This is a genomic window from Peribacillus sp. NPDC096379 (assembly GCF_044762875.1).
Taxonomy (GTDB): domain Bacteria; phylum Bacillota; class Bacilli; order Bacillales; family DSM-1321; genus Peribacillus.
In genome coordinates, this window is record NZ_JBIWFD010000001.1 from 1,046,348 (window position 1) to 1,059,166 (window position 12,819).

Consider the following 12,819-nt stretch of genomic DNA (forward strand, 5'->3'; position numbering starts at 1 on the left):
AGCATGGATGATGAAAAGAGAAAATCCAAGAAGCTTGAGACAGTGGAGAATCACTTAGATACAACGGCACTGGGCGAGGAAGATCAGGTAGTCATATCAGATATAAATCGCAGTTATGAGACTGTACCAGTAGCTACTGAGGCGGTGCCTGTAGTAACTGAGAAGAAAGACATTTCTTCCCACCGGTATGATGAGGAAACATCTGCAGAATTTGCTGAGCCAATGGGTAACCGTGCTTACTCAGTAAGAGACCGTGATGATGTTAATGGAAAAACAGGTACAGGATTTGGCGCATTTGCTTTGATTGTGTCTATTCTTTCCCTGTTCTTCATGCCAGTATTCTTAGGAATTGCCGGGATTATTCTTGGATTCATTGCTCGCAGAAGAGGGGCATCAACTCTTGGTGCATGGGCAATAGGTGTTGGGGTGGTTTCCATTATCGTAGGAATCTTTATCATGCCGTTTTTTTAAAAAGACGATATTTAGGGGCAAAAAAAGAGGCCTGGATCATTCCAGGCCTTATCTTGATCATTTCGCAGCTTCTGCTTCAGCGCGTTGTTTCGCATAATATTCTTCAGCAATTAGATCGATTTCTTTTTTCAATTCTTCTACCATTGTTTCTTCAGGAACTTTACGGACGGTTTTTCCGTGACGGAATAGTAGTCCTTCACCGCGTGCTCCAGCAATCCCGATATCTGCTTCTTTCGCTTCCCCAGGACCATTTACCGCACAACCAAGAACAGAAACCTTAATCGGTGCTTTAATGGTTTGAATGTATTCTTCAACCTCGTTAGCAATACTGATGAGATCAATTTCAATTCGGCCACATGTTGGGCAGGAAATAAGTGTGGCCATGTTCGAAGCAAGACCAAATACCTTCAATAGCTCACGAGCAACCTTTACTTCTTCAACAGGGTCAGCACTTAAAGACACACGCATCGTATTGCCGATGCCTTTGCTTAAAATGGCACCAAGTCCTGCTGAACTTTTCACAGTTCCAGAGAATAATGTCCCTGACTCCGTGATTCCAAGGTGAAGTGGATAATCAAAAGCTTGAGAAGCTTTGTCATATGCTTCAATGGCTAAGTTTACATCAGATGCTTTCATAGAAACGATGATATCATGGAAATCAAGGTCTTCAAGAATTTTAATATGATGAAGAGCACTTTCTACCATTCCATCAGCTGTAGGGTAGCCGTACTTCTCAATAATCCGTCTTTCAAGCGATCCGGCGTTTACGCCAATTCGAATGGGAATCCCTTTTGCTTTTGCCGCTTTTACAACAGCTTCTACTTTTTCACGACGACCGATATTACCCGGATTGATGCGGATTTTATCTGCGCCGCCTTCTATAGCTAATAAAGCAAGCTTATAATCAAAATGAATGTCGACGACAAGTGGAATGTTAATTTTTTTCTTAATTTCTGGTATAGCTTTCGCTGCACGTTCATCAGGGCAGGCTACACGTACAACTTGGCATCCAGCTTCCTCGAGACGCAGGATTTCCGCAACCGTAGCTTCAACATCATGCGTTTTCGTTGTTGTCATACTTTGTACAATTACTTCATTATTTCCGCCAATTGTTAAGTTTCCAACTTTAATTGGACGAGTTTTCGTTCGATGTATTATTTCACTCACGTGGAATTCTCTCCTTTAGGAAAAAATCATATTTCGGTACGTCTTAATGACCGCTTTACCCATTGTAACAATCTTATGAGTATATTGACAAGGATTGAATCTTTTATTCATTATAGAAGGGGATTTTATACGTATTGCCTATTTGCATGGCTTCAGGTTTAATTCCATTTAAGTTCTCAAAATCCGAAATGATGGTTTCGATGGAAAGAGGAAGTGTACCTTCCTGCTTTTTAATGATGGATAATAACGAATCCCCTGCACGTATCTTGATTTCTTTATATGGAATTGGGATAATTTCTGAAACAGGAGTCGAACTAACCTCAATGGTTTTCACAGTTGATTTAGCAGGGAGCGTTCCTTTTGTTATATCGTAATAAATGATAAAAACGGTAAAACAAATCGATAAGAAAAGTAGCATTTTTTTCATGAACATCCCCCAGCTCGTCTCGTCTTTATTTCATGTATATGTGAAACCATTCGGACTATGCCTAAAATTGGGCAGTTTTTTTACCTGTGATTTCTATGTTTCAAATGTACAGGCAATCCGCTACGTTAGAAAATGAGAGCTAAAGAAGAGAAAGTTACCCCCATTAAGGGAATATCATGAAGGAGAATTTAATGATTGCTGGTTATAGAGTATGTAGGATGAAGCAATTAAAAAGGGACACCAATATATCGATGTCCCTTAAGAAATTATTTAGAGTTAATACGTTCGATTCTATCTTTGTTATTCGGTACCTCTTTTAGAGATAAATACAACATGAAAATGGTAACGAACCAGTTTATGGTTGAACCGTATGGGACAATCGTTTGAAAAGCCGCCATAATTGTGAAAAAGATCGTCGGCAATGTGATGCTGTAAGCTGTAATTCTCCAAAGGTGACGATAGGAAAGACCACGGCCAAGCAAATTATTAAAAAGTAAACCAAACATAGCAAAGATAGACACTTTAATAAATAATAACGCTGACGTAAACAGGAACATTGCTAGAACTAACACAACAATCGCTACAGGCAAAAGGGATGTAGCAGTGTCTAGCATCTTTTCAATATCTTTGTTTGAGATCGATTGCCCTTCAAGTAAGGAGTAGGGACCTGTTTGAATTTCTCCGCCTGTCGTGAAGACAAGTTCATTTTGTAATAATCCGATAGCAGTGATAGATTCTCGAGCAATTTGCTGGGCAGTTATTTCACCGCTGTCATCCATATAAATTGTCATATTATTCTTCTCGATAATAACAGGTTCTTCACTAGTATCCGTTAGTGTTCCATTCTTTATTGTGAAATCAGGCAAATCTTCCGTAAATGTTGTCTTAATTGCAGGAATGCTTGCTTGGATTGCCGTACTGAAATAATAGGCAGAGGGAATAATGGAAACGAGAGAAAGGAAGAAGACGAACAAGATCGTTTTTCCGATTCCTTGGTTTCGAAAACTTGCGATGTCTTTCGGTGAGTACAAACTTAAAATAAATTGTTTGAAAATATTCATTCTTCACAGCCCTTTTTATGAAATGGTTTCTATATGTCTTTTTCATTTTAGCTAGGTGTCCAGAAGAACACAACAGAAAGTCATTGAAGATTCGTTAGAATGTATTTGAAAGAATTTTTCTTTCAATGATAAGCGTATAAGTTTATTACAATGGGTATTAGAGTGCTACCTAGGCCAATACGTTAAAGCCCGATTGGTTCAACTAACAATCAGTGGGGGATGAAGAAAACCCCCACTGATTGAAGTTTCACTTTATAGTAGAATATAGCCAAGGCGCTGTGGTGGTTTTTCTTAGAAAGTAGGATGAAAATGGATGTAATGTATTGGCTCGTAATTGTTGTCATGTTTATTATTGGGTTTATTGGTCTCGTTTATCCCATTATCCCAAGTGTGTTGTTTGTTTTGGGTGGTATTTTGTTATATGGAGTATTTTACTCCTTTGAGTCTTTTAATTGGATATTCTGGACCATCCAAATTTTATTAGTCCTTTTATTATTTTGTGCAGATTATGTAGCTAATTTAGCAGGTGTGAAAAAGTTCGGGGGGTCTAGGGCGGGCGTATGGGGAAGTACGATTGGTATCTTAGTCGGTCCGTTTGTCATTCCGTTCTTAGGGATTATCATCGGACCATTCTTAGGGGCCATCATAGCGGAGATGGTTATTCACAAGAAAAGTCCGGTCGTAGCTGCAAAAATTGGCTTCGGTTCAGTGATGGGCTTTGTTGGGAGTGTTGTAACCAAAAGCATCATCCAGCTGTTTATGGTTATTTACTTCTTGTTCGTCGTTTTGTAATAATGAGGATTAGTTTGGTGAGCTATAGACGTCATCGGCTTGGGGCTACAAGCCAACAAGAAGGCCAAAGAAACAACCTCCATGCCGTCTTGTCTCGTGCTTGTCGCCGATAAATGGGCGCCTTTTCGCTTTAGGTGGATGAAGAATTTGAAAATGATGAGGCATAACGTTTGAAACGTTACCAAAACTTTGATATTCTAATTGAAACGAGCATAGTGTTTGCATGTGCAATGCTACTTCGTCCAAAAAAACATTAGTTACATAGGGAGGAATTTTATTATGGCATTCGAACTTCCACAATTACCGTACGCATATGATGCGTTAGAACCAAACATCGACAAAGAAACAATGAACATTCACCACACGAAACACCATAACACGTATGTAACAAACTTAAACGCTGCTCTTGAAGGCAATGAAGAACTTTTGAGCAAAAGTGTTGAAGAAGTAATTGCAAACCTTGATGCAGTTCCTGAAGCGAAACGCACTGCTGTACGCAACAATGGTGGCGGACACGCGAACCACTCATTATTCTGGCAAATCATCTCACCAAATGGTGGCGGGCAGCCGACTGGTGAATTAGCGGATGCAATCACTTCTAAATTTGGCAGCTTTGACAGCTTCAAAGAAGAATTCGCTAAAGCAGCTACAACTCGTTTCGGATCGGGCTGGGCTTGGCTTTCAGTAAACAATGGTGAGCTTGAGGTTTCAAGCACACCTAACCAAGACTCTCCAATCATGGAAGGCAAAACACCTTTACTTGGTTTAGACGTTTGGGAACATGCATACTACTTGAACTACCAAAACCGTCGTCCAGAATACATCAACGCATTCTGGAACGTTGTAAACTGGGATGAAGTAGCTAGCCGTTTCGGCGCAGCAAAATAAGATAGCAACTAAAAAAACAGGGATTCCACAAAGGAATCCCTGTTTTTTTAGTTGCTAGAGGAAAAATTTTGAAATATCGACTCCTTTAAATAAATGTCCATTGTTCTTCAAACACTATAAAAGTAATTAAAGGAGAGTTAAAATATGGGCATTATAAAAAAATGGACTGGAGACATGGAGATTAATCGGGATTTACGGATTCTGCTAATTATCGGCGGACTGTACAGCATGAGTATTGCGCTCTCAAATACGTTTGTAAATGTATTTCTGTGGAAGCAGTCTGGAGATTACGTAGATATCGGAATTTATAATTTGGCCGTGGCAATTTTTCAGCCGTTTACATTTGTGTTTGCAGGTAGAATTGCCAAAAAGGTAGATCGGATTATTGTTTTGAGGCTCGGCGTCATATTTTTAGCTGCTTTTTATTTAGCTGTTCTCTTAATTGGCACACAGGCCACACATTTTCTTATCTTACTAGGTGGATTACTTGGGATCGGGTATGGGTTCTACTGGCTTGCCTTTAACGTGTTGACTTTTGAAATTACAGAACCAGAAACACGTGATTTTTTCAATGGCTTTTTAGGGTTGCTTACTTCTGCAGGAGGGATAATCGGACCTATTTTCGCGGGCTTCATTATATCCAGAATGGAGAAGTTTACAGGGTACTCGATCATATTTGGGGTATCGTTGTTATTATTTGCGATAGCGGTATATTTTAGTTTTTCTTTAGAAAGACGGCCAGCTCATGGTAAATATTTATTTTTCCGTACACTTAAAGAAAGGAAAAATAATGATAATTGGCGGCTAATTACGTATGCACATTTTTTTCAAGGTTTACGCGAAGGAACATTTATGTTTGTCGTTTCGATTTTGGTTTTCATTCAAACGGGAAGTGAACTTGCGCTAGGAAATTTCAGTATGGTGAATTCAATCCTTTCGTTTATCGCTTATTATTTCGCAGCAAGATATATTAAGCAAAAAATGAGGAAGAAATCAATCCTGCTTGGCGGAATACTCTTATATGCAGGCGTATTCTTACTTGCTTTCGATGTCACCTATGCCAAGCTGCTTTTTTATGCTGCGACGATCGCAATTGCTTATCCAATCTTACTTGTACCGTACATGTCTTTGACTTACGATATTATTGGCCGTGCGTGGCAGGCGGCAGAGTTAAGAATTGAATATATTGTAGTTAGAGAACTCTACATTCTGCTCGGGCGGATTGTTTCAATTGCGGGCTTTATTCTTACCGTCATGTTTTTTGACCCGGTAAAAAGCTTACCTATCTTTTTATTAATCGTTGGATCAGGACATACAATTATTTATTTATTTGTTAGAAAAATTAATATGGACCACCCCGCATGATATACGGATATCTAGAAAGGGTTAGGCCTCGCGACTGAATAAAGTGTGAAAATAAAAAACGCGAGGTCTACATCTTTTTATTCTAAAATGAAAGAAACACCTATAGACGCCTACCTCTTTCGTTCCGGCTCAAAAGAGGACAATCTGTCGCGTAAATTTCAAATCTCGCTCAAAAAAGATGAAGCCTGCGTGTAAATCATAATTTCAGCACCAAAAAAATGTTTTTTGCAGAGAAAAGCTCAGAAACGGAAAGAGGATTAAAAGCACCTGCTACATAGGCAAAATAAATAAGTAATTTTGCATTAACAAAACTAGATATTCTCTTTCAAGTTATATAGAATAAGATAGATTACTATTTTTATAAAAGGATGTGTGGCTTAGCGTGACGAAAGAAAAAAAGAAAAAGACTCATGTTCCTTTGCGATTAAATTTACTTTTCTTTGCAGTTTTCCTATTATTTTCAGTGCTCATTCTCCGTCTGGGACTTGTTCAAATCGTCTATGGAGATGATTATAAAAGAGAAATTGAAAGAACAGAAGAAGTGACTGTGAATAATCCTGTTCCTCGTGGGAAAATGTATGATCGAAATTTAAAGGTGATGGTCGACAATGAGCCGTTGAATGCTATTACTTATACGAGAAGCCAGGGAACAAAGGCAACGGAGATGCTGGATACTGCAGAAAAACTAGCCAAATTAATTGATAAAGAAACGGATAAGATAACGGTACGAGATAGAAAAGATTTCTGGATTCTTAAACATCCGGATGAGGCTGAAGCCAAAATCACCGATGCCGACCGAAAAAAGGTTACGGAAGGCGAACTTGAACAAAAAGATTTATACAAGCTTCAAATTGAAAGAATTACTGAGAAGGAAATCAATTCCTTCACAGATCCTGAGCTTGAAGTGCTCGCCATTTATCGTGAATTTTCGAGTGGCTATGCGCTAACACCACAAATTGTTAAAAACAAAGACGTAACCGAAGAAGAATTCGCTAGAGTAAGTGAAAACCTTGATTCAATGCCAGGTGTAAACATCACTACTGACTGGGATCGAACATATGCTTTTGGTCAAACGTTGAAATCCGTCCTCGGTAAGGTATCATCATCGGACGAAGGTTTACCGAGTGAAAAACTTGATTATTACCTTTCACGCGGGTACAGCCGGAATGATCGGGTAGGGAAAAGCTATATCGAATTGCAGTATGAAGATGTGCTTCAAGGAAATAAAGCGAAAGTGAAGAATATAACAGATAAGGGCGGAAATGTTGTTGAATCCCAAATTATTTCTGAGGGACAGCGTGGGAAGGATTTAGTCTTAACCGTTGATATGGATCTTCAGCAAGCAATCGAAAATGAAATTGAGAAGCAATTACTACAGGCAAAAAAAGCAGGCAATACAAAATTCCTTGATCGGGCTTTTGTTGTATTAATGGATCCAAAAACAGGGGAAATTTTGACGATGGCCGGAAAGCAATATGCCATTGATAAGGAAACAGGCAAACCAACGATCAATGATTATGCTCTAGGTAATATTTCGTCTTCCTATACAGTAGGGTCTAGTGTAAAAGGTGCAACGATTTTAACTGGGTATCAAACAGGTGCCATTCAGCCGAATCGGTATTTCTATGATAGACCCTTACTTATTAAAAATACGCCACAAAAGAAGTCGTATTCAAATATGGGGAATATTAATGATTTAACAGCGTTAAAAAAATCCTCCAACGTATACATGTTTTTAACGGCAATTGCGATAGCTGGTGCAGAATATTCACCAAATAGGGGGCTGAATATTGGACCTAAGGACTTTGATACGATGCGCCATTCTTTTGTCCAATTTGGTTTAGGGGCACGGACAGGGATTGATTTGCCGAATGAAATGACTGGTTTCGTCGGGCAAGATACGAATAATCCTGGTAAATTACTCGATTTTGCTATTGGACAGTATGATACCTATACACCGATGCAGTTGGCACAATATGTCTCAACAATCGCGAATGGCGGCTATCGAATGGAGCCTCATATAGTCAAAGAAATTCATGATCCTGTTGATGATAATACACAACTTGGTGCTGTATTTAATGAAATAACCCCAAAAGTCCTGAATAAACTGGACATGAAAGATAGCTGGATTGATCGTGTTCAGACTGGCTTTAAAATGGTTGCTATGGAAAAAGGGGGAACGGCTTATAAATACTTCGGCGGAAAGAACAAAGCCTATACAGTCGCTGCAAAAACAGGTACAGCACAAGCTTTCTATGATGGACCAAACAAAGATAAATATAAAGGTCTCCAAGCAACTATGAGCCTGAGTATGGTTGGATATGCTCCGGCAGAGAATCCTGAAGTTGCTTTTGCCGTTGTCGTTCCTTGGGCTTATCAAGGCCATTCAAGCAATGGGTTGAACGGCAAACTGGCTGAATTCGCTCTGGATACTTATTTCGATTTGAAAAAGACTCGTCAACAGGCAGGCCAAACGGAAGCAACTTCAGAGAATAAGGTTGTTAATAGTAAGGAAAACGAACAAGAACAAGCAGAATAATGAATAAACGCTTTTAAAAAAAGATGTCCCAAGAGAGTCTGACCTCATACTCTATCAATAGTACATACACTTTGTGCTATTGATAGGGTCTGTGGGTTAGGCTCTTTTGTTTTTAGGATAGCTTTTTTTGCATTTCAATTCTACTGATTACTATTGTCTACATGTATAGAAGGTGCAAAAGGGGGGATTTCTAAAGAAGAGAATTGTTTGTTCTCGTTTATTCGACGCAATTCTTGTTTGTTCTTTACAAAATTCGCACAGAAGTTTACGCAAAATTTACAAATGGTTTAATGTTCGTTAACAGTAAGATAGTAATCTTAGTTTGTAGAAACAAACAATGAATATTTCAGGGGGAATAAGTAAATGAAGAAATTTAAAGGTTTCGCTTTAACAGCAATGTTAACAGGAGTTTTGGCTGTAGCAACAGCATGCGGCTCAGACACTACTAAAGATGAAAGCACTTCTGGTACTACTGGGGACACAGCTGAAAAACTTTCTGGAGAAGTTATTATTGATGGTTCATCTACTGTATACCCAATCATGGAAGCTGTTTCTGAAGAATACGGAGCAGTTCAGCCAGATGTAAGAGTATCTGTTGGTTTTTCAGGTACTGGTGGCGGATTTAAGAAATTCATTGCAGGAGAAACAGACTTAAGCAATGCTTCTCGCCCAGTGAAAGATGAAGAAAAAGCAGAGCTTGATAAAAACGGAATCGAATTTACTGAATTACCATTAGCATTTGACGGTATAACAGTTGTTGTTAACCCTGAAAATGATTTTGTTGACCATTTAACAGTTGAAGAATTAAAAGCATTATGGGTAGATAGCGGAAAAGCAAAAATGTGGTCTGATATCCGTCCAGAGTGGCCGAAAGAAGAAATTAAATTCTATTCTCCAGGTACAGATTCAGGAACATATGATTATTTCAACGAAGTTATTTTAGAGGATGCACCGATCGTTTCAAACGCAACACTTTCAGAAGATGACAATATCCTTGTTCAAGGTGTATCAGGTGATAAAAACGCGATTGGTTTCTTCGGTTATGCTTATTACGCAGAAAACCAAGACAAGCTTAAAGATGTAAGCATTGATAATGGAAATGGTCCAGTTGAACCGACTCATGAAACAATTGGAAACGGGGACTACGCACCACTTTCAAGAACAGTTTTCACATATGTATCTAATAAAGCAGTAGCTGATAAAGAACAAGTTGCAGACTACACAAAATTCACAATCGAAAATGCTGGTAAATTGGCAGAAGAGGTTGGTTATATTAGCTTACCCGAAGAAGATTATAAAAAAGATTTAGAAAAACTAGCTGAACTTACAAAATAAGTTTCAGATATAAAAGAATAACAAAAAATGAAAAGATGGCGGGTACAACCTGGATGAACCCGCCATCCTTTTGGCTATGATGAAAGGGGTTTTCAGATTGCCACGCGGTAACGATAAAGAATACTCAGTGCAGCAAATGATTACAGAGAAAAGATTAAAGAAAAAGAACAATTTTAATTTTGAAAAATTAATTCCTGGACTACTTTTACTAACTGCAGTTTTATCCGTTTTAACAACAATTGGAATTGTGTTCACATTAATATTTGAAACATTTATCTTCTTTGACCGAGTATCAATCATTGAATTTTTCACAAATAAAAAATGGTATCCATTTTCCGCGACAGATGCATCATTTGGAATTATGCCGCTCGTTGTGGGTACTTTAAAAGTAACAGGAATTGCAGCGATCGTTGCAGTCCCTATTGGTTTGGCAACTGCCATTTATTTGAGTGAATATGCTTCTGAAAAAGCACGTAGAATCATTAAACCAATTTTAGAAGTATTGGCTGGTATCCCTACCATCGTGTATGGATTTTTTGCACTGACATTTGTTACGCCAATATTGAAACAGTTGATTCCGAGTCTTGAAACATTTAATGCGTTAAGCCCAGGGATTGTCGTGGGAATTATGATTACGCCAATGGTTGCTTCTTTATCGGAGGATGCCATGTCGTCTGTACCACGTTCAATTCGCGAAGGAGCCTTCGCACTTGGAGCCACTAAATTAGAAACGACAATTAAGGTCATTTTACCTGCAGCAGTATCTGGTATTACCGCATCGGTTGTTCTTGCTTTATCCCGAGCAATTGGGGAGACGATGATCGTTTCAGTGGCAGGTGGGTCAACACCGAATGCAAGTTTTGATGTCACATCTTCTATTCAAACGATGACGGCGTATATTGTTCAAGTGAGCACAGGTGATGCTGGGTATCAAACGACCATTTATTATAGTATATATGCAGTAGGAATGACTTTGTTCCTCTTTACACTGTTTATGAACTTATTTGCACAGTTCATCACACGAAAGTTTAAGGAGGAATATTGATGAATAAGTTAGTGGATAAAGAAATAGTTGCAAAAAAAATGGCGAGTAGGATTATCAAAAACCGAGTGTTTAAAGGATTGTTTTTCCTTTCCACATTGTTTGGTTTATTAGTACTCGGGGTATTATTCTATCGAATTATTACCCAAGGAATTGGCTATATAAATTTAGACTTCTTCCAGAACTTCGCATCAAGAAGACCGGAAGATGCAGGTATCAAAGCTGCCTTCATCGGTACAATTTGGCTTATGATCGTCGTGGCTCCTGTTTCGTTAATACTAGGTGTCGGCACAGCAATATATTTAGAAGAATATGCGAAAAAAAATAAATTCACATCTTTCATTAAACTTAATATCTCTAATCTTGCCGGCGTCCCTTCGATTGTATTTGGGCTACTGGGACTTACCATTTTCGTCAGAGCATTGGCATTAGAACGTTCTGTACTAGCTGCAGGATTAACGATGAGTCTTCTCGTTCTACCTGTTATTATTGTAGCCTCGCAGGAAGCAATTCGTTCTGTTCCGAAAGAACTTCGTGAAGCATCTTTCGCGATGGGGGCAACAAAATGGCAAACTGTTTTAAAAGTTGTTTTACCTGCTGCGATTCCTGGAATCTTAACTGGTGGGATTTTGGCCTTGTCAAGAGCGATCGGCGAAACTGCGCCACTTATCGTCATCGGGATACCGATGTTCGTCGCCTTTTTGCCAAAAACAATCATGGACACATTTACTGTATTGCCTATGCAAATCTACAACTGGACATCCCGTCCTCAAGCAGAATTTCAAGACGTAGCAGCGGCTGGTATTCTTGTTATGCTTGTTTTATTAATCCTAATGAATTCGATTGCGGTATTCATTCGAAATCATTTTCAGAAAAGATATTAAGGGAGGAAGCAGCAAATGAATGTAACAGTATTAAGATCCCAAAATAAACAAGACGGAATAACTACAAAGACCCATGAGGAAAAAGAGTTTGTTTATAAAACAACAGATTTGAACCTATGGTATGGTAGCACACATGCATTAAAAAACGTCAACTTGGATTTGTATGAAAATGAAGTTACGGCTATCATTGGCCCATCAGGGTGTGGAAAGTCGACGTATATTAAAACGCTAAACCGCATGATTGAAATGGTTCCTGGTGTAAAAACATCTGGTGAAATCCAATACAGAGGTCGTAATATTCTAGATAAATCATACGGTGTGGAAGATTTACGTACTCAAGTAGGAATGGTGTTTCAAAAGCCAAACCCATTTCCAAAGTCTATTTATGAAAATATAGCGTACGGTCCCAAAATCCATGGAATCAAAAATAAGAAGGTTCTTGATGAAATTGTTGAGAAAAGTTTACGTGGTGCAGCGATTTGGGATGAGGTGAAAGACCGTCTAAAAGAAAATGCGTATGGCCTTTCAGGTGGACAGCAACAACGTCTTTGTATCGCTCGTTGCCTTGCCATTGAGCCGGATGTCATCTTGATGGATGAACCAACTTCTGCACTGGATCCTATTTCGACTTTAAAAGTGGAAGAATTAATTCAGGAACTAAAAAATGACTTTAGTATTATCATCGTTACGCATAACATGCAGCAAGCTGCACGTATTTCTGACCGTACGGCATTTTTCTTGAGCGGTGAGGTTGTCGAATATCGTGATACAACAACAATTTTTTCAAACCCAACTGATAAACGGACAGAAGATTATATTAGTGGAAGATTTGGTTAATGAAAAGGGTC

The 12,819-nt window shown here is 38.7% G+C and carries 12 protein-coding genes and 1 pseudogene; 9 read left to right on the forward strand and 4 right to left on the reverse strand.

The window, feature by feature from the left end; translation table 11 throughout:
* Positions 1-102 precede the first annotated feature (102 nt).
* Positions 103-471 carry a DUF4190 domain-containing protein gene (locus tag ACIQZI_RS04935; RefSeq protein WP_062183064.1) on the forward strand — a complete coding sequence of 123 codons (369 nt, stop codon included), beginning with the start codon at positions 103-105 and terminating at the stop codon, positions 469-471.
* Positions 472-482: 11 nt separating this feature from the next.
* On the opposite strand, the pseudogene ispG reads toward ACIQZI_RS04935, so the two are convergent.
* The 3 genes and pseudogenes from ispG to ACIQZI_RS04950 all read right to left on the reverse strand — a co-directional run bounded on the left by ispG (position 483) and on the right by ACIQZI_RS04950 (position 3,126).
* Positions 483-1,638: pseudogene (gene ispG / locus ACIQZI_RS04940) on the reverse strand (flavodoxin-dependent (E)-4-hydroxy-3-methylbut-2-enyl-diphosphate synthase).
* Positions 1,639-1,741: 103 nt separating this feature from the next.
* On the reverse strand, positions 1,742-2,065 hold the full coding sequence (locus ACIQZI_RS04945) for a hypothetical protein (RefSeq protein ID WP_403070060.1): 324 nt from the start codon (positions 2,063-2,065) through the stop codon (positions 1,742-1,744).
* A 266-nt stretch (positions 2,066-2,331) separates the two neighbouring features.
* Positions 2,332-3,126, reverse strand: coding sequence for a DUF1189 domain-containing protein (locus tag ACIQZI_RS04950; protein WP_062177994.1), 795 nt, complete (start codon positions 3,124-3,126; stop codon positions 2,332-2,334).
* Positions 3,127-3,435: 309 nt separating this feature from the next.
* On the opposite strand from ACIQZI_RS04950, the gene ACIQZI_RS04955 reads away from it, so the two are divergent.
* Positions 3,436-3,918, forward strand: a complete 483-nt coding sequence (locus tag ACIQZI_RS04955; RefSeq protein ID WP_062177997.1) for a DUF456 domain-containing protein — start codon at positions 3,436-3,438, stop codon at positions 3,916-3,918.
* A gap of 45 nt (positions 3,919-3,963) precedes the next feature.
* Here the strand turns inward: ACIQZI_RS04955 and ACIQZI_RS04960 are convergent, their stop codons facing one another.
* Positions 3,964-4,164, reverse strand: coding sequence for a hypothetical protein (locus ACIQZI_RS04960; RefSeq protein ID WP_403070065.1), 201 nt, complete (start codon positions 4,162-4,164; stop codon positions 3,964-3,966).
* Positions 4,165-4,197: 33 nt separating this feature from the next.
* Between ACIQZI_RS04960 and ACIQZI_RS04965 the strand changes: the two genes are divergently transcribed.
* From ACIQZI_RS04965 to pstB, 7 genes are all read left to right on the forward strand, one after another.
* On the forward strand, positions 4,198-4,806 hold the full coding sequence (locus ACIQZI_RS04965) for a superoxide dismutase (RefSeq protein WP_062178000.1): 609 nt from the start codon (positions 4,198-4,200) through the stop codon (positions 4,804-4,806).
* Between the two features lie 144 nt (positions 4,807-4,950).
* Complete coding sequence (locus tag ACIQZI_RS04970) at positions 4,951-6,171, forward strand: MFS transporter (protein WP_403070069.1); 1,221 nt, start codon at positions 4,951-4,953, stop codon at positions 6,169-6,171.
* 382 nt (positions 6,172-6,553) lie between these two features.
* Positions 6,554-8,710, forward strand: coding sequence for a peptidoglycan D,D-transpeptidase FtsI family protein (locus ACIQZI_RS04975; RefSeq protein ID WP_403070072.1), 2,157 nt, complete (start codon positions 6,554-6,556; stop codon positions 8,708-8,710).
* A 363-nt stretch (positions 8,711-9,073) separates the two neighbouring features.
* Positions 9,074-10,045 (forward strand): PstS family phosphate ABC transporter substrate-binding protein, encoded by a 972-nt coding sequence (locus ACIQZI_RS04980; protein WP_403070074.1) that lies wholly within the window; start codon positions 9,074-9,076, stop codon positions 10,043-10,045.
* Positions 10,046-10,124: 79 nt separating this feature from the next.
* Positions 10,125-11,090, forward strand: coding sequence for a phosphate ABC transporter permease subunit PstC (gene pstC, locus ACIQZI_RS04985; protein ID WP_403072047.1), 966 nt, complete (start codon positions 10,125-10,127; stop codon positions 11,088-11,090).
* Entirely contained in the window at positions 11,090-11,971 is an 882-nt protein-coding gene (gene pstA / locus ACIQZI_RS04990) for a phosphate ABC transporter permease PstA (RefSeq protein ID WP_403070077.1), read from the forward strand. Before pstC ends, pstA begins: the two co-directional genes overlap by 1 nt.
* Positions 11,972-11,986: 15 nt before the next feature.
* Complete coding sequence (gene pstB, locus ACIQZI_RS04995) at positions 11,987-12,808, forward strand: phosphate ABC transporter ATP-binding protein PstB (protein WP_403070080.1); 822 nt, start codon at positions 11,987-11,989, stop codon at positions 12,806-12,808.
* Positions 12,809-12,819 lie beyond the last annotated feature (11 nt).